Genomic DNA, 18,674 nt, shown 5'->3' with positions numbered 1-18,674 from the left:
TATAATGGAGGTCAGGAAGGAAGTGGGGCAATGGAATCAAGACAATCACTTGTTACCTATTTAGAAGAATTAAAAGCCGATCGTTCCTTCATGGAACGTGTCACATATATGAAAACGATGGAAGCGACTGCCGGACGTTATGAACCGTTTCCGAAAGCGATGCCGGAGCGTTTACGCCAGGCACTGGAAGGCAGAGGCATCACATCGTTGTATCGCCATCAGGAATTAGCGTTTCGAACCGTCCAAAGCGGTGCATCAACGGTGATTGTAACACCGACGGCTTCAGGGAAAACCTATTGCTTTAATTTACCGATTTTATCCTATCTCTTAGAAAATCCGAATGCACGGGCACTGTATCTGTATCCGACTAAAGCATTGGCCCAAGATCAAAACAGTGAGTTGTTGGAGCTGATTGATGAGATGGAAGCGCCGATCCGTTGTTTTACGTACGATGGGGATACATCACCGACGATTCGGACAAAAGTTCGAAAAGCCGGGAACATCGTCATTACGAATCCGGATATGTTGCATTCCGGAATCTTGCCACACCATACGAAATGGATTGAATTGTTTGAAAATCTATCGCATATCGTCATTGATGAACTGCATACGTATCGTGGGGTATTTGGAAGCCATGTAGCGAATGTCATTCGCCGGTTGCGACGGATCTGCCGTTATTATGGAAGTGATCCGATCTTTATCATGACAAGTGCAACGATTGCCAATCCGCAAGAATTAGCGGAACGTTTGACAGAGAAAAAAGTCCAATTGATTGACGACAACGGGGCACCAACCGGTCGGAAACATTTTATCGTCTATCAACCACCAATCGTCAATGCACAGCTTGGTATCCGTCGTTCGGCAACCCTTGAGACAAAACAATTGGCATCGCGATTTATTAAAAAGAAATTCCAAACGATTGTTTTTGCCCGCTCACGGGTACGGGTCGAAGTGTTATTGACCTATCTCCGAAGTTTGATCCGGTTTGAACTGGGACCGAAATCAATTGAAGGATATCGAGGCGGATATCTTCCGAGTGAACGCCGGGATATTGAAAGACGGTTGCGTAAAGGTGAAATCACCGGAATCGTTTCGACGAATGCGTTAGAGCTCGGTGTCGACATCGGGCAACTACAAGTCTGTATCATGAACGGTTATCCGGGAACGATTGCTTCGTTATGGCAACAAGCCGGTCGAGCCGGTCGACGACAAGACGACGCGTTGATCATCTTAGTCGCTTCTTCCGGGATGCTCGATCAGTATGTCGCCGAACGTCCTGAATTGTTTTTAAATCAATCACCGGAAGCGGCACGGCTCGACCCAGATAATCTGATTATTGCAGTCGATCACATTAAATGTGCGGCATTTGAACTGCCGTTCCGGCAGGGCGAGACGTTCGGGACATTGGAGACAGAAGATATCCTCGAATACCTGGTCGAAGAACGTGTTTTGCATCAACGCGGGGAACGTTATTATTGGATGAATGATGCGTTTCCGGCTCATGGTATTTCTCTGCGCTCCAGTGATCAGGAAAATGTCATCATCGTAGACCAAACAGAAGTCCCGAATCGTGTTATCGGAGAAATGGATACGTTCAGCGCGATGACCCTGTTGCACGATGAAGCCATCTATTTACATGGGGCGGATCAATATCAGGTCGAGGTCTTGGATTTTGAAGAGAAAAAAGCCTTTGTTCGTGCCGTCGACGTCGATTACTATACAGATGCCAATTTTTCAGTCGAACTTTCCGTGCTCGATGAGGATGACAGTTACACGAACGGAGATTTCAGTGTCGCCAGAGGGGATGTCAGTGTCCGCGGTATGGCCACGATGTTCAAGAAAATAAAGTTCGGAACACATGAAAACATCGGATCAGGTCCGATTCATCTTCCGGAACGGGAAATTCACACGACGGGTGTCTGGTTTTCGTTGCCGGAAGAAGCTTCCTCGAGTACGGAACTGGAACAAGTCATCGAAGGCGTCGCGAACAGCTTAAGACGTGTCGCCCCGCTGTATTTGATGTGTGATGCCAGTGATGTCTTCGTTGTGCCCCAGGTCAAAGCGACGCATACACAAAAACCGACCATCTATTTGTATGACCGTTATCCTGGTGGTGTCGGATTGGCAGAATCGATTTACAAACAACGTGGTGTCATGCTAAGGGCTGCCCGGGACTCGATCGAGACCTGTCCTTGTCAGGATGGTTGTCCGGCGTGTATCGGAATGATTGGTTTGTCTGATGAAAAAGAGCGGACAATCAGAATGCTAGCTGAAATGGAGAAGGAATTATCATGAAAAATAAGCTGAGACGGATGTTGAAGACGACCGAGACCGAGCCGACAAGCTCCTCATCGACGGATCAGGAGCAAATGACATCAGCGGAACAAACCGCATGGCTGGATCGAGGAGCAGATATCCTCACGTTTGAAGAGGAATGGATTGTCCGGATCGATCACCGGTATCCACTGGAAGCCAAACATGGACATCGTTCGTATGCCGAAGTGTTTGAATCGTTGCAGTTGCCGCATCCGCCACTCGCCCTCGATGTCCCGCTCGAACAGGTCATATTTTTCGATACGGAGACGACCGGATTAAAGGGAACGGGGACGACGATTTTTTTGCTCGGATTTGCCCGCTTTGAACAGGGGGAGTTGCTGATGCGGCAGTATTTTTTACCGCACCCGCATTATGAGGCGGCTCTCTATCACCATTTTCTGCATGATATCGGGGATGATGTCCGATTCGTCACCTACAACGGAAAAAGTTTTGATTGGCCGCAGATTAAGACACGTCATGTCTTTGTCCGCGAACGTGTTCCCCGTCTGCCGAAAGTCGGTCATTTGGATTTACTCCATGTCTGCCGGCGAATGTTCAAAGGTCTGTACGATTCGTTCCGCTTGACGGCGATGGAAGAGCGGATCGGATTTGAACGAACAGATGATTTACCGGGATTTTTAGCGCCGATGCATTATTTTCAATATGTTGAACACCAGAATCCGGCGATTATGGAAGGCGTACTTGAACATCATCTGCACGATTGTTTAACACTGGTGAGTTTATATGATGAATGTAATCGGCTCGTGACGCACCGTCAAGAAGCCACGTCACGGATCCGTGAGAATATCGGGGTCTGGTTAGCGGATTTAGGTATAAATGAACAATCAGCCGAACATTTTGGACAAGCTGACGAATTGACGGCTCAAGGCTGGTTGCGTCAAGGGCGCTTATATAAAAAATTGCACCAACATGAGAAGGCCAAAATCTGCTTTGAAAAAAGTGAAACGTATGAAGGATTCATCGAACTGGCAAAATGGGCCGAGCACATTGCCAAACAACCATCCGTTGCTTATGATTATACTGAACAAGCCAAACGTCTATTGGAAAACCAGCAGTTGTTAGCTTCGCGGCGAGAACGATTGTCTGCTGAGTTAGCCCATCGGAGCTTACGCCTGCAAAGGAAGTGTCGCGGATGAATGTCGTCGCAGTAACAGGATATAAACCGACGGAACTCGGGATTTTTGATCAAAAACATCCAGGAATCAACATTTTGAAAGCTGCTTATCGGGAACGGATAATCCGTTTGATCGAAGACATGGGTACGACCTGGTTCATTACAAGTGCCACGCCGGGATGTGAACTTTGGGCATGTGAAGTCATTCTGGAACTTAAACAGGAGTATCCGGAAATACGGTTGGGAATCCTGCTTCCTTTTTTGGAACAAGAGTCAAAATGGAAAGAGCCGGTTCAAGCGCAATACCTGGCTGTGTTGAATCAAGCGGACTTCGTGGATGCCATCAGTCAAAAACCGTATGAAAATCCATCCCAGTTCCGAAATAAAACAGAATTCATGATTCAAAAGAGTCAGGGATTGTTGTCTGTCTATGATGAAGAACACGGTGGATCCGCCAAGTATTTAGTGGAACGTGCTAAACTAGAGATGGAACGTTCGGATTATCAATTGTTTCTGATTACGCAAGATGATTTAGCGATGATGGAACAAGAGCAGAACTACAATGAACAGTGGGAGTGAAGCATATGTATAAGCCGTTATTGACAGCAGATGATATTTACAAAAAAGAGTTCAAAACCGGACTACGCGGATATGTGATTGAAGATGTCGATGGTTATCTTGATCAAGTCATCAAAGATTATGAAGGATTTGAACGGGAAATCGAGCGTTTAAAACGAGAACTGGAAGAAGCGAAATCTTCATCATCTTCTTCTGTCGGTTTCAAACGGGAAGAACGAAGAGTGGAACCGGAAGTGACGGCTCCACCATCTAATTCGTCAAACTACGATATGTTGCGCCGGATTTCTAATCTTGAAAAAGCAGTTTTTGGACGTCCCCATCAAGAAGATTGATTTCTGTCTTACTTATAGCAAATATCATGGTATGCATGAAAAAACGGATTCTCTGCATAGAGAATCCGTTTTTCGTATTACGAACGATGCAAAAGCACTTCTGCTTCCGGTAACTCTTCTTTTAAGACATAAAGTGCTACACGATCATCTAAATCCTTACTGAATCTACGGAACAGAAACGATGTTTTGACGCCGCGTTCCATCCGGACATGAAGTCCTGCTTGTTCGAGCCGGTCATGATCACGGGCCAACCGTTCTCCCTTTTCTCCAAACTCTTCGCCTAACAGCACCCAACGCAACGATTCTTTTGTCCGCCGTGTCACGATGAAGAGAAAACATAAAACAAGTACTACAATCAATATAATCCGAATCGTATTAAAGTCCATGAAAATCTCACCTCATCTTTATCATACGTTCTTAACGGGCATAAAGTAAACGTTCAAGATAACGTGAGAAGGATTGAATCTTCAAACCTTGTTGACGATACGCAATGTACCCGTCTGGTCGAATCAAATAGAGACCGGCTTGTTTGATTCCGAACTTCCGGGCGAGTTCGCCACCTTGGTCGACGACACCGTCGTCTTTCAGTTCCTGATGAATCGGAACGGTCTCAAACAGATCTGGATAAGAATAAGCTAATTCCTTAAACGGCAGGAGAATTTGTTCGTTCGCTTCCCGGGGGAGAAACAGCAAGAGCAGGAAATTGCGGTCCGCACGCCGTAATAACAGTTCATTTTTTTTCGTTCGCGGATTCACGACTTCACTATAAGGCATCGGTTCTCCCGGACGTGGTGTCAAAAGAGGGAACCGTCCTTGTGTAACAAACAACCGTGACGTTTGATAGTTGCTGTTAAGTTGCGCGATCCGGTTCGTGACGTAGTGATGTAACGGTGTAATCTTTAGGCTGTTCCGAATGACTTTTTCCTGGAGCGGTAGTAAAAATGGAACGTTAATCTGTAATAATTCAGTCGCGAGGTTCGTAGAACGTAGAATACCGCGTGCCGCTTCACGCCGCTCGACGCTGTAAGAATCGAGTAAGGGGAAACTTGCCTTGAAGCGGTGAACACACCAGAGTTTCCAGGCTAAATTCATCGCATCGGCGATTCCGGTGTTCATGCCCTGCCCGCCAACCGGTGAATTGATATGGGCAGCGTCACCTATTAAATAAATCCGGTGGTGCCCGAATTTTTCAATGATTCGGTTGTGCACCCGGAACATGGAATACCAGTGGACCTTCTTCAATGTAAATGGAACCTTTGCGCGATTTTTTAAGAAATCTTCAATGGCAGAATGATCGGTCGGGACAGTCCCGTTTGTCAGGTTTCCTGTTATCCGGAAAAGATTCGACTGAAGTGGGAAGGATTCAATGACACCATGATCAGAGAAGAAGATATGCACTTCTTCGGAAGATAATGGCCAATCGACTTCAATGTCGGCCAGTGCCCAAGATTCCTTAAAAGACTTACCGCTGAACGGAAGTCCGAGTTCGCGCCGGACGAAGCTGTTGGCTCCATCCGCCCCGATGATAAAAGAAGCATCAACGGTTTCCGTGACATCGTTTTTTCGAATCGATGCGGTAACGAACGTCGGAAATTGTGCGAAGCCGGTCAACTCTGTTTCACGTTCGACTGTATGACCGTCTTCTTTTAAACGCGTTTCAAGAATACGCTCTGTTTCGCTTTGCGGCAACAACGTGACGAAAGGAAACGGTGTATTTAAATCCGTAAAATCAAGTTTGGCCTGCCAGGCTCCATTAACATATAAGTTCCCTTGATTGATTTTAATGGCATTCTCCATCAAAGCATCCGCTACACCAAGGCGTGCAAACAATTCGAGCGACCGGGCCTGAATGCCGATTGCTTTTGAAACGACAGATGGACCGCTTGCGCGTTCGATGATTCGAAACGTCAGTCCGTAACGGGACAAGGCAAGCGCTAATGTTAAGCCGGTCGGTCCAGCCCCAATGATCAGTACATCTATTTTTTTCTTCACGGATAGCCCCCCTTATTTTACTTCTTAGCCGAAACTCGCTACCATTAAACTATCGACTGGACGGCAAACCGTCTGAAAGGATGAGAGCAGTGAACGAGCAATTATTTACGACAGAACGTTTGGTGACTAACTTTAGAGAATACATGCAGCAAAACGAAGCGTACATGACGAAAATTCAAGCGTTAAATGCCTATTATAAGGTTGTAGCCGGATCAATTTTAGCGGATCGAATTGCCAAAAATGCCGATTTAATCGTTCGGATGCGCCATCTCGAAGAAGCGTATCAGAAAGTGGCACAGGAAACACGATGAAGGATTTCCAATTAAATGATGTCAAGCGTGCATTTACGTCTTCGACGGAACAACTTCCTAAAAATGCCGCTGCAGTTTTAGTTCCTTTAGTGGAGCGGGACGGAGAAGTGCATCTGTTGTTCCAAGTTCGGGCGAAGACGTTACGATCGCAACCGGGAGAAATTGCTTTTCCGGGTGGAAGGATTGATCCGGGCGAACAACCAAGAGAAGCGGCGATTCGTGAAACGGTGGAAGAACTGAACGTCAGTTTTACGGATATTGAGATCATCGGGACATTGGAACCACTCGTGACTCCCAATCGCTCCATCATCTATCCGTACCTCGGCATTCTGACAGCGGAGGAAATCGACCCATCCCCGATGGAAGTCGACCACATCTTTTATGTAGCGCTCGCTGACTTACTTGCAGCGGAACCGATTCAAGGCGAAATGGAGTGGCGAATTCGTCCCGGTAAAACCGTGCCGACGGATCGTCTGGCGAATCGTGATGCATACGTCGACCGGACGTATAAAACGGTCGAACATTTTTATGAACATGAAGAGTATTTAATTTGGGGGCTGACAGCCAAAATTTTACGGCAGATGTTACGGACGTTGACGCAATACTAGCTTTTTCACAGGTTCTTTTATATGATTAAGAATATCTGAACGTGTCAGGAGATGAAGAAGATGGAAGAAGAAGAGTTATTTGATTATATCGTCGGTGATATGGTAAAAACAAAAGAAGGTTGGGTGGCAGAAGTCACAGCTGTATTAACCAATACAGTAGTGGGTGACCTCTCGCATACTAAAAACTTTGAATCTCTCGGTTTTGAATTCGAAAAACAAGTTTTGATCAAATCAGAGATTGAATTATTAGAGCGTAAAACAAAATAAACAGCGAACCGGACAGAATCTTCTGCCGGTTTTTTTGTGTTTTCCATTCTTGTAAAGCAGGTTTCAGAAAAGTTAAATGAGGGAAATTTTACAAAGATAATTAAAGAATAGACTTGATTACATTAAGGTGTTGGAGGGATCGTACGTGATTGAATTTAAAGCAGTTGGAAAAACATATCCAGATGGAACGAAAGCGGTCCGCGATTTAAACTTTACAGTCAATCAGGGGGAAATCTTTTGTCTGATTGGTCCGTCCGGTTGTGGGAAAACAACAACGATGAAAATGGTCAATCGATTGATTGATCATACGGAAGGACAAATTTGGATAAATGGTCAACCGATTATGTCGATCGACGAACATGAGTTACGTCGTCAAATTGGTTACGTCCTTCAGCAAATTGCCTTATTTCCGCATATGACGATCGAAGAAAATGTAAGTGTCGTGCCGCATTTACTGAAGTGGGACAAAAAGAAGGTGGAAGAACGTGTCCATACCTTGTTCCAACTCACAGGATTAAATGAGAATTTAAGAAAAAAGTATCCGGGTGAACTTTCAGGCGGACAACAACAACGCGTCGGTGTCATGCGGGCGTTAGCGGCAGAACAAGACGTCATCTTAATGGATGAGCCGTTCTCGGCACTCGATCCGATTTCGAGAGATCAATTACAAAATGATTTATTGCGATTGAACGCAGAACTCGGTAAAACAATCTTATTCGTAACCCATGACATGAATGAAGCGTTAAAACTCGGCAGCCGGATTTGTTTAATGAACGAGGGCGAGATCGTTTTAATCGGGACAAAAGAAGAAATCTTGGCCAGTAAGGATGAATTCGTTCAAGAGTTCATGGGGCAAGTCAGGGGGACTTTCCAATGACAGGATTGTTTGAGACGTATCAGGACCGGAAAGCTGAATTACTGCAAGCTTTAATTGAACATATTCAACTGTCTGTTCTATCACTTGTGATTGCCTGTCTGATTGCAATTCCCCTCGGCATTTATCTGTCGCGGCATCAAAAATTCAGTGAATGGTCAATCGGCGTCACGTCAGTCATTCAAACGATTCCTTCACTTGCGTTGCTTGGCTTGATGATTCCGCTCGTTGGAATCGGGACGGTTCCTTCAGTCATCGCTCTTGTTTTGTATGCTCTTCTTCCGATTGTTCGTAATACGTACACCGGCTTGGCGGAAGTAGACCCTTCCTTGAAAGAAGCGGCACGTGCTTGCGGGATGACACCGATGCAAAGCCTTATGAAAGTCGAGTTGCCGCTCGCTTTACCCGTCATGATGGCCGGCATCCGGACAGCAATGGTCCTGATTATCGGGACAGCGACGATTGCCGCTTTGATTGGTGCCGGAGGACTCGGCTCAATTATTCTGCTCGGGATTGATCGGAACGATAATTATCTTCTCTTACTCGGTGCAATTCCTGCCGCTTTGTTGGCACTTTTGTTTGATGCGTTGTTAAGACAGACGGAAGTTGCTACAAAAAAACGCCAAACGGGTCGACTCGTCGTCGCACTTGCTTTAATCGCGACATTGATCATCACTCCGTTTGCGCTCGGACGGACCGAACAACCGGATTTGGTCGTTGCCGGTAAATTAGGTGTCGAACCAGAAATTCTGATGAATATGTACAAATTAGTCATCGAAGACCAGACGGATTTGAATGTCCAAGTCAAACCGAACTTCGGAAAAACGACATTTGTTTATAAAGCCTTACAGTCCGGCGACATTGACTTATATCCGGAATTCACGGGAACAGTCCTTGCCAGTCTAACCAACGAAAAGCCGGTCTCAAACGATAAACAAGCCGTCTTTGAACAGGCACGCGACGGACTTGTCAAACAAAAACTGGCATTACTGCCACCGATGAACTACAACAATACGTATGCCGTTGCCGTTCCGAAAAAAGTAGCGAATCAATACAAATTAAAGACGATTTCCGATTTACAGCAAGTGGCGGATCAATTAAAAGCCGGATTCACATTAGAATTTAAAGATCGTCAAGACGGTTACAAAGGGATCCAGGAAAAGTACGGCGTTAATTTTAAAGAAGTAGTGACGATGGAGCCGAAATTACGGTATAAAGCTGTAGAGTCGGGAGACATCCAAGTCATTGATGCCTATTCGACCGATCCGGAAATCGCAAAATACAATATGGTTGTCCTGGAAGACGATCAACAGTTATTCCCGCCTTACGAGGGAGCACCTCTTCTTCGTCAAGAGACGTTAGATGAGTATCCGGAAGTCGAACAGGCATTAAAACAGTTGGACGGAAAAATTTCCGATAGTGAGATGTCGAAAATGAATGAAGCGGTCGCTTATGGTGGAAAAACAGCGAGCGAAGTCGCACGCGACTATTTACGGAAAGAAGGAATTTTGAAATGAGATTATTATTGATCAGTAACCCGACGGCAGGAACGAACCGCGCCGGACTTTTACAGGATGTGATTGATCCGTTGGCAGCGATGTTTGATGAAATCGTCATCCGTCAGACGGCTCAAGCCCTCGATGCCTTACGTTTCGCAGAAGAAGCGGATGGTTTTGACGCGCTCGTCGTCATTGGCGGAGACGGAACAGTTTTTGAAGTCATCAACGGGATTGCGAAACTAGAAAACCGTCCGATTCTCGGTATCATTCCAGGAGGAACATGTAACGACTTTGCAAGGACTTTGGGCTTGCCGATGGTTCCAAGACTAGCCGCTGAGATGATTGCGACCCAGCAAATCGTCGAAGTCGATCTTGGTCAAGTCAATGATACGTACTTCTTGAACTTCGTTGGTCTGGGTCTTGTTGCGGAAGCGTCCATCGGGATTGATACGGAAGAAAAAGCACGCTTGGGTAAAATGGGATATTACCTCTCGACAATCCGGTCGAGTATGGAAGCAGAGCCTTTTTCGTACGAACTGGAGTTAGCGGAAGGTCAAAAAATGACCGGGGAAGCGGTCTTGATTTTAGCAGCGAACGGCGAATCACTTGGCGGCATTGAAACCAACCTGTCGCAAGGGGCTTACAATGATGGAAAACTGGATCTCGTAATCGTCGACGAAGTGAACTTGACGACGATCCGCGATGTCATCTTACAAAAAATCGGTCTAGCGACGGAACCGTCGTTTACGCATGTTTTGACTAGCGGTTTCACTCTAAAAACCGACTCTCCGAAAGTCATTGATACGGATGGAGAAAAGGCGATGCATTCGCCAATCGAAGTCAAAGTATTACCGGAATATTTAAAGATGTACAGTGGTCGAATCGATACATTAGTATAAAGTGTCCACCAATTGAAACATTTACTAATCGAAGTCCATTACGCGGACTTCGATTTTTTTATCTTAAAATCCATTCGATTTATCGCGAATATGCGGTTATGCTTTGACGCTTTAAAGAAAATGTTTGATAAAGGATGACTTCCCGGACGAACTTTTGTACAATGGAAAAGTATTTTTGAAAAGGAGGTCGAGTGCCATGAAAGGAAATGCATGGGCTTCGAAGGTCGGATTTATTTTAGCGGCAGCTGGATCAGCGATTGGGCTGGGTGCCATTTGGAAGTTTCCCTATACAACGGGAACAAACGGAGGTGGGGCATTTTTATTATTATTTTTAGCCTTTACGCTCTTGCTCGGATTACCGGTCCTGATTGCAGAGTTTTTAATCGGTCGGACAAGTGGAAAAACAGCGTTACAGGCTTTTTCAGAGCTTGGTCATAAAAAATATACGTTTATTGGTTGGCTCGGTGTCATCGCCTGTTTTCTGTTACTCTCGTTTTACAGTGTCATCGGTGGCTGGGTACTCATCTATATCGTGTTAGGATTTTCCGGTAATTTAACGGCGATGAACGGAGCCGATTTGGGTGAATTATTTGCGACAGTCTCCGGTTCTCCCGCTTACGCCATTACTGGACAGCTGATCTTCTTGCTCATTACATGCGTGATCGTCTTACGCGGCGTACAGGCAGGAATCGAAAAAATGAGTAAAATCATGATGCCGCTACTGTTTCTGTGTTTCATTATTCTTGTCGTCCGTTCGTTGACGCTTGAAGGCGCAGGGGCAGGAGTCCGCTTCTTTATCGAACCGGACTTCTCCGCCTTAAACCGGACATCGGTCCTTAGTGCGTTAGGGCAAGCATTCTTTTCTTTATCGTTAGGCGTATCAGCGATGCTGACTTATGCTTCATACATGAAGGAACGGGGACAAATCAATCGTTCCGCGATCTGGATCGTGTCGTTGAATGTAGTCGTCTCTTTGCTTGCAGGATTCGCTATTTTCCCGGCTGTTTTCGCATCCGGTCTCGATCCGGCGGAAGGACCTTCGTTATTGTTCATCGTCCTGCCGACGGTGTTTAGTCAAATCCAATTCGGATCGTTGTTTTTGGTCCTGTTTTTCCTCTTGTTTGCATTCGCATCGATCACTTCTTCCATTGCGATGCTTGAAGTGGTGGTGTCCGCTATTACGGACCGGAAAGAAACCGCAACGTTCCGGGATAAAAAACGAAATACGATCATTGCCACGATATTAATCGGGGTAATCGGTATTCCATCGGCTCTTTCATTTGGTATGGCAGCTGACATCACATGGATGGATAAAACGGTTTTTGACTGGATGGACTTTACCGTTTCCAATATCCTTATGCCGATTGGTGCCTTGTTGATTTCATTTTTTGCCGGATTTAAATTGGACCGGACCCTGGTTGAACAAGAACTTGTGACAAGCCCGATGATGAAACGCTTACTGCCATTCTGGCGTTTTAGTATTTGTTATCTGAGTCCGGTTGCGATTTTGATTATCTTGATTTGGCCGTTGTTCGGTTCTTAAGGAACATATAGTAACTACTTGTCTTTTGAAAAAGTCCGTCTGCATTTTTTTGCGGATGGGCTTTTTTTGTTTTTGGTAAGGTCGCAGAAATCAAACTTGAGGCGGATGCAACACGTCAAAGATTATGGTGAAATAAGAAATACAGAGGACTAACATTTCGCTAAAACGGGAAACTTTTTGTTATATGATTCGTAATGGTAAGATATAAGTAATAAATAACTAACTTGAAGACAGATAGAAGAAACAATCAAAAGGGGTGGTGATGAAATGAAGCCTTCTACATGGTGGGTCCTTGGATCAATCGGTCTGATGTTCGTATTTCTTCAAGTGGCGGATGCCTTGAATTTTTCCGGTATCTTCATTGCATTAGGTCTCTGGTTCATCTGGAGCGGTTATCGCGCTAAACCGGGAAAGCGGTATCGGACTGAACGGAAATCAACGGAGTTAAAACGAAAAAACGTTAAAAAGAAACTGTTACTGGATGACGAAGACGAGTTTGTCGGAAGTGTCATCTTAAAACCAGAACAAGCAACACGCAGATTTGATGAAACGGATGACTTAGAGCTTCAGGTCTTACAACGAACAGTCGAAGAAGGATTCGTCAAACTTCAATCCTTTGATCAAATCATTCCGACGATTCGTGATAGTGAAATCCGGTCCGAGATGCGGATCGTTTCCCGTGAAGCCCATGTCTTGTTTGAAGAACTATTTACAGCGCCGCGTGAAGTCAAAAAAGTCCGTGATTTCTTTACATTCTATTTAGATTCCCTGCTCTCGATTTCAGAAAAATTTGCGGACCTCGAACGACGAGGGGCGCAAGTTCAAATGGAGACACGAGAACAATTACAATCCAACCTAAAACTCATCGCTGAAAAACTAAAACAACAGCAAACACTGTTGTTGGAAGGCGATACGGTAGATTTAGAACGTGAATTGTTGACGATTGAAAAGGTTTTGGCACAAGAGTCAGAACAACGAAAACAGGAGGAGAGTTATAAACATGACCCATTCTGATAACAATAGCTGGCAACAATGGCCGGAGGAAGAATCAACGACACAACCGACGATTTCAGATCCGTCCGTTGATTTAAATCTTGCGGAAACTTCATCCCAACCCTCTGTACCGGTCCGTCCGGTTGAAGACATGATTCCAAGCGACGTTCCGGTCGAACAACGCCAAAAAATTGAACGGTTACTTCAAGTCATCGATTTAAAAAAATCAGATGCCGTCATGCAGTACGGAGCACCGGTTCAACGCGAATTGTCACAGTTTTCAGATCAAGTGTTGAGTGAAGTGAAAATGAAAGACGGCGGTGATGCCGGGAAGCTGTTGTCGGATTTAATGCAGCGGGTGCGTCAGATGGATCCTGACACGTTACAGGAAAAGAAAAGTTTCTGGTCAAATGTTCCGGTCATCGGTCGGGCGAAGAAAAAAGCAGAAACGTACTTTTTACAGTATGAAAAAATGAGTGCTTATCTGGAAGAAGTCGTCCATAATCTGGATCGGTCCAAATTTGGTCTGATGAAAGATATTACGTTGCTTGATCAAATGTATCAAAAAAACAAACGATACTTCGAAGAATTGAATCTCTACATTGCAGCAGGGGAAACAAAAATCGCACACGTCAGAGAACATGAAATCGAACCGTTACGGATGGAAGTCGAACGGTCACAGGATCAGACCCGGTTACAGGAGTTGAATGATATGATTCAGCTTGCCGATCGATTCGAAAAGAAAATTCACGATTTAAAACTATCGCGGACAATCAGTTTACAAATGGCTCCGCAAATTCGTGTAATTCAGCAAAACAATCAAATCTTAGCAGAAAAGATTGAATCGGCGGTCGTTAATACGATTCCACTCTGGAAAAACCAAGTGGTGCTTTCGCTGAGTCTATCACGGCAAAAAACTGCCTTGCAGATGCAGAAAGACGTCACGAATACGACCAATCAATTACTGGAACAAAATTCGCGGCTTCTAAAAGATTCTTCCATCGAGATTGCAGAAGAAAATGAAAAAGGAATCGTATCGGTCGAATCCTTGAAAGTGGCGCATCAAAATCTGATTGAAACGTTGGACGAAACGTTACGGATTCAACAGGACGGTAAACAAAAACGTCGTGATGCGGAACATGAGCTGGAACGAATGGAAAATGAATTAAAACAAAAAGTCATGGAAGTGGCTTCAAAAAATCGTGAATTACCAAACCGCCCTTACTAAGGAACACATTTATGTGTTCCTTAGTGGTTTATTTAAAAAGGAGAGACGTATGATGAAAAAACAACATCAATGGGATACGACCTGGCTTTTGTTTGCGCGGATGATGGCGGATCGGCATTCGAAATGTGCTTCAAAATCCGTTGCCTGTGTCATCGTCAAGGATGAAAAACCCATTTCAATCGGAATCAACGGAACACCGAGTGGACACATGAACTGCAATGAAATTTATTTAAAACAAGATAACATTCTTTATAAATCCGCAGCAGAAGGACAAAGTCAAAAGCATCCTGACTTGTCTATCGTACATAACGGTCAAATGTTTCACCGCTGTGACAATCAGGAAGAACACCATGAGTGGTCGAAGATGAATGAGATTCACGCTGAAATCAATGCATTGGGAAAACTGGCGGCAGATTCGACCAGTGCCCGTCATGCGACAGCATACGTAACCCACAGTCCATGCCATGCCTGCAGTTTAGCTTTGATTGCTTCAAAAATCGACCGTGTTGTTTATTCGACAGGATATGAATATGGGGATGGATTAACACTCATGCGTCAAAGCGGGATTGAAGTGCTTCATCGTCCCTTAACAGAAGAATATTTTCTTGAAAGAATTTTCGATAAAGACTTGTAAACGCTTCCATCACATTGTATTATGAAATTAAGCATTGCCATGGTAATTATTCACTCTTCCATTCGGGATAACTTCAGACGAAGTTGTCCCACTTTTTTTGAAAAATAAATTGACATATTTCCAATATTCTGCAATGATGTATATAGAATATGACGAAGCGGAATGCCGCATTTTCATTAGAATTGTCTATCAAGGAGCTGGAATGCCAGGTCGTTGAAAAAAAGTCCTGACTCATTTGAGTCAGGACTTTTTGTATGATTACTGCAGAATAGACCAAGAAGTTTGAAGCCGCTCGGCTCGAATGAGCGCCTTTTTCGCTGTCGCGCCTGCTAACACCGTCAGCAAACGTTGGCAGAGAATATCCGGTTGTGTTTGATGAAGAAACAGTTGTTGGATGAACCGCGAGAAAACGACATCGTTCGTTGCGAGTTGCCGTTTTAATGTTGTATGGGACATCTGATTGATTTCATCCGCACCGAAACCCGCTCCCGGATTAAATGAGGATATAATCAACAGCTTAACAGGAGTAGCATCAAGCGATAAACCAAGTGCTTCAACCTGTTGACATGCTAAGACCATTTCTCGATATATGAGTTGGTGTAACAAACAAGGTTCCTTCAGAACAAGCGGATCATAAACAGAGACGGCTTGGCGAAGTTGTTCACGTGTTACGGTAGATGGATTCGGCTCCGATGCTGAATCTTGAACCATGTCATAACAAGTCGATAATGAAAAAATCATCCGGCATTCCTCCTTATCATGGATAATTTGTCTTCACTTGTCATTTTAAATCATAAATGAAGCGCTTACAATGAATGTTTTAACATATGCAGGAACAGAAAAGATTTGTTATCATGAAAGGCAGAGTAAATGAGAGGAGTGTTGACGATGATTCGATTATTTAAAGCCATTCCAGAGCATGAGATGCCGGTTTATAGCGGACAAGACTATCCACTCGAAGGAACGGAGACGACATCAGGCTTTCTGATTTCCAATCATGTTCCGGGAGAACAGGTAGAAGAAACCCTACTTGTCGCATCGGCTGAAATTAAAACGAGCCAGACAGGTCGTGAATGGTTACAATTTACCTTCAACTCTCCAAGTGGTGCATGTAAAGGAAAACAATGGTTGAACCAAGTGACAGCGGAAGAGGCGATGCGTCCTTATCTTGAGACCGGTATCGTGCATGTCTCTGCCAAAGTCGAAGAATATCCCGCTGATTCCGGCAACAAGTCATTAACCGTCCAGCGGGTGAAAGCCGTTCACGATCAATCCGGTACGGCATTTCTACCGCAAATGCCTGCCGGTGAATCTGCACGTGACTATCGTAATCAATTAATTGGTCTGATCGACGAGATGCAGGCGCCGCTTCGACAAGTGGCACACCGTGTTTTATCGACATATTGGGAAGATTTTTCGACCCGCCCGGCGGCATTGTATCATCACCATGCCTATATCGGCGGATTGTTGAAACATACGGCTTGTATGATGACGATTGGTTTTGGAATCTGTCAATCTGAACGACCGGACTTGACGCTCTTACAATGTATTCAAGAAGCCGAAGCGGATCATAAAAACGACTTGTTCCAGGCGGGTGAACGGGATATGCGTCAGTTTGCCTGGGATGACAGTTTTGATGCCTTGTATCAGGCTGCACGTTCGATTGCCTTGTTGAACGAACGTCCACACCAGGATGAATTACTGTTGGGGATTTTGTTGCATGATATTGGAAAAATCTTTGAATATACCCATCTCGGAGCGAGCGATGACCGTTTTTCCCGTTTGGTCCAAGCGGAAACGGTCGATGAAAAACTGTCCGGTATTGCCTTAGATCCGAACGGTGTGTTAATGGGACATATGCCATATGGATGTTTTGTTCTGGAACAAGCGCTACAAACAGAAGCTGTCCGACTTCCGGTTGATCAGTACCACCGGTTGATGCATATGATTTTATCGCATCATGGCAAAAAAGAGTGGGGATCAAGCGTCACCCCGCAGACGACAGACGCCTGGTATTTACATGCCATCGACTTACTGGATGCACGAAAAGAAAAATGGCGGCAGTCGCAGTTAACTTAAGGAGTGAACACATGTCAGCACGAATTCAAACAACCCTCGTCACCGGCTTTTTAGGGGCAGGGAAAACAACATTATTGAACCGGATTGTTGCGAGTCCGATTGAAAAAGTGGCTTTACTTGTCAACGAAGTAGGTGCCGTAAACATCGATGAGGCGCTAATCGAACGCAGTGACGAGGAAGTCATTGAACTCACAAACGGCTGTATCTGCTGTTCCATTCGTGGTGATTTGCGGGATGCGTTGCTCCGTATTGCTAAAAAAAGACGGGACGGTGAGATGGTCTTTGACCGTTTGATTGTCGAAACGACAGGGATTGCCGATCCGGGTCCTATCTTACAGACGTTTTACTTTGAACCGGCAGTCGAGCAACAGTATCACATCTCGAGTGTCATTACAGTCGTCGATGCCTATCAACTGGAACGGCAATTGACGTTTGAAGAAAATGTCCGTCAAATCGGCTTTGCAGACACTTTGTTGTTAAATAAAACCGATTTGATTTCGGCGGACGAGGTCACGGTGGCAGCCAAACGGTTATCGGAACTAAATCCAACGGCATTGATTCTACCGACGATCGAATCGGACACGCCGATTCAACAGTTATTCGAAACGTTTCATTTCCCGAAGCAGGAAGAAGAGCGGCTGGCACAACAAACAGACGGTATGCAGAAAGCAGCGGAGTCCTTCACCGCGTTGACGATTACAGAACAATTCCCGTTGCAACGGCAACGCTTTGGTGCCGTTCTTCGGGAAATTCTCGAAGCGTATGCGGAAGATTTATATCGTTATAAAGGAATCATTCATTTCTCGGATACGAATCGGAAAATCATTTTACAAGGAACAGGCATGATTTACGGAACGGCAACACGTGGTGAATTTGAAGGATTGAAACAAACAACGCTGGTCTTCATCGGAAAAAATTTAGATGAACAAGCGATTCGAAAAGGTATAAAGGCGGCGAGAGAACATGGTTGAGTTATATTTTGACGGAGCAGTCCGTCCCTCGAATGATGATGCGGCAGTCGGGATTTTTTGCAAAAATTCAGAAGGTCAGGTCATCGAACGGACGTTTAGAATTACGGCTGAGAATAATCATGAAGCTGAATTTCAGGCGTTTTTAAAAGCCGTCGAATTAGCAGAAGAATTATTGGCACAAGGGGAAAGTGTATTTTCTTTCCGAACGGATTCAGAAGCAGTTTCGTTGGCGGTCGAACGCGAATTTGCTAAAAACAAACGGATTCAAATCTATTTTGATCCGGCATTTGAGCGATTTTCCCGTTTACCGCTTGCTTTCGTCAAGTGGATTCCACGATCAGAAAACAAAGCCGATCGTGTGGCAAAAGACGCGTTAAATGAATATTAACATCAACCAAAAAGCTGACCGGATCT

General features: G+C 44.9%; 20 protein-coding genes. 17 read left to right on the top strand and 3 right to left on the bottom strand.

Annotated features, from left to right (window positions below; translation table 11 throughout):
* Positions 1 to 30: 30 nt before the first annotated feature.
* The 4 genes from AC3IRK_RS09370 to gpsB are packed head-to-tail and all read left to right on the top strand — an operon-like array spanning position 31 to position 4,362.
* Positions 31 to 2,295 (top strand): DEAD/DEAH box helicase, encoded by a 2,265-nt coding sequence (locus AC3IRK_RS09370; protein ID WP_489169906.1) that lies wholly within the window; start codon positions 31 to 33, stop codon positions 2,293 to 2,295.
* On the top strand, positions 2,292 to 3,473 hold the full coding sequence (locus tag AC3IRK_RS09365) for a ribonuclease H-like domain-containing protein (protein WP_131972544.1): 1,182 nt from the start codon (positions 2,292 to 2,294) through the stop codon (positions 3,471 to 3,473). Before AC3IRK_RS09370 ends, AC3IRK_RS09365 begins: the two co-directional genes overlap by 4 nt.
* Positions 3,470 to 4,030 carry an SLOG family protein gene (locus AC3IRK_RS09360; protein ID WP_131502519.1) on the top strand — a complete coding sequence of 187 codons (561 nt, stop codon included), beginning with the start codon at positions 3,470 to 3,472 and terminating at the stop codon, positions 4,028 to 4,030. Before AC3IRK_RS09365 ends, AC3IRK_RS09360 begins: the two co-directional genes overlap by 4 nt.
* A 5-nt stretch (positions 4,031 to 4,035) precedes the next feature.
* Complete coding sequence (gene gpsB, locus AC3IRK_RS09355; RefSeq protein ID WP_131972545.1) at positions 4,036 to 4,362, top strand: cell division regulator GpsB; 327 nt, start codon at positions 4,036 to 4,038, stop codon at positions 4,360 to 4,362.
* Between the two features lie 77 nt (positions 4,363 to 4,439).
* Here the strand turns inward: gpsB and AC3IRK_RS09350 are convergent, their stop codons facing one another.
* A complete protein-coding gene (locus AC3IRK_RS09350; RefSeq protein ID WP_114595589.1) occupies positions 4,440 to 4,748 on the bottom strand; it encodes a hypothetical protein in 309 nt (102 codons plus the stop codon).
* A gap of 31 nt (positions 4,749 to 4,779) precedes the next feature.
* Positions 4,780 to 6,354 (bottom strand): FAD-dependent monooxygenase, encoded by a 1,575-nt coding sequence (locus AC3IRK_RS09345; protein WP_131502516.1) that lies wholly within the window; start codon positions 6,352 to 6,354, stop codon positions 4,780 to 4,782.
* 89 nt (positions 6,355 to 6,443) lie between these two features.
* Here AC3IRK_RS09345 and yvfG point away from each other — a divergent pair, with 89 nt between their 5' ends.
* From yvfG to AC3IRK_RS09295, 10 genes are all read left to right on the top strand, one after another.
* Positions 6,444 to 6,665, top strand: coding sequence for a protein YvfG (gene yvfG, locus AC3IRK_RS09340; RefSeq protein WP_131502515.1), 222 nt, complete (start codon positions 6,444 to 6,446; stop codon positions 6,663 to 6,665).
* Positions 6,662 to 7,273, top strand: a complete 612-nt coding sequence (locus tag AC3IRK_RS09335) for an NUDIX hydrolase (RefSeq protein WP_214852621.1) — start codon at positions 6,662 to 6,664, stop codon at positions 7,271 to 7,273. The genes yvfG and AC3IRK_RS09335 overlap by 4 nt, the downstream gene beginning before the upstream one ends.
* 60 nt (positions 7,274 to 7,333) lie before the next feature.
* Entirely contained in the window at positions 7,334 to 7,540 is a 207-nt protein-coding gene (locus AC3IRK_RS09330; protein ID WP_012370627.1) for a hypothetical protein, read from the top strand.
* A gap of 145 nt (positions 7,541 to 7,685) precedes the next feature.
* Positions 7,686 to 8,417, top strand: coding sequence for an ABC transporter ATP-binding protein (locus AC3IRK_RS09325; RefSeq protein WP_114595592.1), 732 nt, complete (start codon positions 7,686 to 7,688; stop codon positions 8,415 to 8,417).
* Positions 8,414 to 9,931 carry an ABC transporter permease/substrate-binding protein gene (locus AC3IRK_RS09320; protein WP_131502513.1) on the top strand — a complete coding sequence of 506 codons (1,518 nt, stop codon included), beginning with the start codon at positions 8,414 to 8,416 and terminating at the stop codon, positions 9,929 to 9,931. Before AC3IRK_RS09325 ends, AC3IRK_RS09320 begins: the two co-directional genes overlap by 4 nt.
* Positions 9,928 to 10,812: a diacylglycerol/lipid kinase family protein gene (locus tag AC3IRK_RS09315; protein WP_131502512.1), complete on the top strand. Its 885-nt coding sequence runs from the start codon at positions 9,928 to 9,930 to the stop codon at positions 10,810 to 10,812. Before AC3IRK_RS09320 ends, AC3IRK_RS09315 begins: the two co-directional genes overlap by 4 nt.
* Before the next feature lie 196 nt (positions 10,813 to 11,008).
* Positions 11,009 to 12,355 (top strand): sodium-dependent transporter, encoded by a 1,347-nt coding sequence (locus AC3IRK_RS09310; RefSeq protein WP_131972548.1) that lies wholly within the window; start codon positions 11,009 to 11,011, stop codon positions 12,353 to 12,355.
* Positions 12,356 to 12,622: 267 nt separating this feature from the next.
* Positions 12,623 to 13,369: a 5-bromo-4-chloroindolyl phosphate hydrolysis family protein gene (locus AC3IRK_RS09305; RefSeq protein WP_131972549.1), complete on the top strand. Its 747-nt coding sequence runs from the start codon at positions 12,623 to 12,625 to the stop codon at positions 13,367 to 13,369.
* The gene (locus tag AC3IRK_RS09300; RefSeq protein WP_131502509.1) at positions 13,356 to 14,576 is read left to right on the top strand and encodes a toxic anion resistance protein; all 1,221 of its coding nucleotides are present in this window, start codon (positions 13,356 to 13,358) and stop codon (positions 14,574 to 14,576) included. The genes AC3IRK_RS09305 and AC3IRK_RS09300 overlap by 14 nt, the downstream gene beginning before the upstream one ends.
* 52 nt (positions 14,577 to 14,628) lie before the next feature.
* Positions 14,629 to 15,210 carry a deoxycytidylate deaminase gene (locus AC3IRK_RS09295; protein WP_489169905.1) on the top strand — a complete coding sequence of 194 codons (582 nt, stop codon included), beginning with the start codon at positions 14,629 to 14,631 and terminating at the stop codon, positions 15,208 to 15,210.
* A gap of 258 nt (positions 15,211 to 15,468) precedes the next feature.
* On the opposite strand, the gene AC3IRK_RS09290 is transcribed toward AC3IRK_RS09295, so the two are convergent.
* Entirely contained in the window at positions 15,469 to 15,951 is a 483-nt protein-coding gene (locus tag AC3IRK_RS09290; protein WP_188004472.1) for a hypothetical protein, read from the bottom strand.
* A 147-nt stretch (positions 15,952 to 16,098) separates the two neighbouring features.
* Between AC3IRK_RS09290 and AC3IRK_RS09285 the strand changes: the two genes are divergently transcribed.
* The 3 genes from AC3IRK_RS09285 to AC3IRK_RS09275 are packed head-to-tail and all read left to right on the top strand — an operon-like array spanning position 16,099 to position 18,648.
* Positions 16,099 to 17,289 (top strand): HD domain-containing protein, encoded by a 1,191-nt coding sequence (locus AC3IRK_RS09285; protein ID WP_489169904.1) that lies wholly within the window; start codon positions 16,099 to 16,101, stop codon positions 17,287 to 17,289.
* Between the two features lie 11 nt (positions 17,290 to 17,300).
* On the top strand, positions 17,301 to 18,260 hold the full coding sequence (locus tag AC3IRK_RS09280; protein ID WP_489169903.1) for a CobW family GTP-binding protein: 960 nt from the start codon (positions 17,301 to 17,303) through the stop codon (positions 18,258 to 18,260).
* A complete protein-coding gene (locus AC3IRK_RS09275) occupies positions 18,253 to 18,648 on the top strand; it encodes a ribonuclease HI family protein (protein WP_114595601.1) in 396 nt (131 codons plus the stop codon). The genes AC3IRK_RS09280 and AC3IRK_RS09275 overlap by 8 nt, the downstream gene beginning before the upstream one ends.
* Positions 18,649 to 18,674 lie beyond the last annotated feature (26 nt).

It is taken from the genome of Exiguobacterium sp. GL_137 (assembly GCF_057834585.1).
This window is presented reverse-complemented; position numbering and strand designations above follow the sequence as displayed.

Excerpts from the sequence above, each read along its gene's own strand:
- AC3IRK_RS09370 (WP_489169906.1), top strand. The coding sequence starts at position 31 with ATGGAATCAAGACAATCACTTGTTACCTATTTAGAAGAATTAAAAGCC.
- AC3IRK_RS09365 (WP_131972544.1), top strand. The coding sequence starts at position 2,292 with ATGAAAAATAAGCTGAGACGGATGTTGAAGACGACCGAGACCGAGCCG.
- AC3IRK_RS09360 (WP_131502519.1), top strand. The coding sequence starts at position 3,470 with ATGAATGTCGTCGCAGTAACAGGATATAAACCGACGGAACTCGGGATT.
- gpsB (WP_131972545.1), top strand. The coding sequence starts at position 4,036 with ATGTATAAGCCGTTATTGACAGCAGATGATATTTACAAAAAAGAGTTC.
- AC3IRK_RS09350 (WP_114595589.1), bottom strand. The coding sequence starts at position 4,748 with ATGGACTTTAATACGATTCGGATTATATTGATTGTAGTACTTGTTTTA.
- AC3IRK_RS09335 (WP_214852621.1), top strand. The coding sequence starts at position 6,662 with ATGAAGGATTTCCAATTAAATGATGTCAAGCGTGCATTTACGTCTTCG.
- AC3IRK_RS09330 (WP_012370627.1), top strand. The coding sequence starts at position 7,334 with ATGGAAGAAGAAGAGTTATTTGATTATATCGTCGGTGATATGGTAAAA.
- AC3IRK_RS09320 (WP_131502513.1), top strand. The coding sequence starts at position 8,414 with ATGACAGGATTGTTTGAGACGTATCAGGACCGGAAAGCTGAATTACTG.
- AC3IRK_RS09315 (WP_131502512.1), top strand. The coding sequence starts at position 9,928 with ATGAGATTATTATTGATCAGTAACCCGACGGCAGGAACGAACCGCGCC.
- AC3IRK_RS09310 (WP_131972548.1), top strand. The coding sequence starts at position 11,009 with ATGAAAGGAAATGCATGGGCTTCGAAGGTCGGATTTATTTTAGCGGCA.
- AC3IRK_RS09305 (WP_131972549.1), top strand. The coding sequence starts at position 12,623 with ATGAAGCCTTCTACATGGTGGGTCCTTGGATCAATCGGTCTGATGTTC.
- AC3IRK_RS09300 (WP_131502509.1), top strand. The coding sequence starts at position 13,356 with ATGACCCATTCTGATAACAATAGCTGGCAACAATGGCCGGAGGAAGAA.
- AC3IRK_RS09295 (WP_489169905.1), top strand. The coding sequence starts at position 14,629 with ATGAAAAAACAACATCAATGGGATACGACCTGGCTTTTGTTTGCGCGG.
- AC3IRK_RS09290 (WP_188004472.1), bottom strand. The coding sequence starts at position 15,951 with ATGATTTTTTCATTATCGACTTGTTATGACATGGTTCAAGATTCAGCA.
- AC3IRK_RS09285 (WP_489169904.1), top strand. The coding sequence starts at position 16,099 with ATGATTCGATTATTTAAAGCCATTCCAGAGCATGAGATGCCGGTTTAT.
- AC3IRK_RS09280 (WP_489169903.1), top strand. The coding sequence starts at position 17,301 with ATGTCAGCACGAATTCAAACAACCCTCGTCACCGGCTTTTTAGGGGCA.
- AC3IRK_RS09275 (WP_114595601.1), top strand. The coding sequence starts at position 18,253 with ATGGTTGAGTTATATTTTGACGGAGCAGTCCGTCCCTCGAATGATGAT.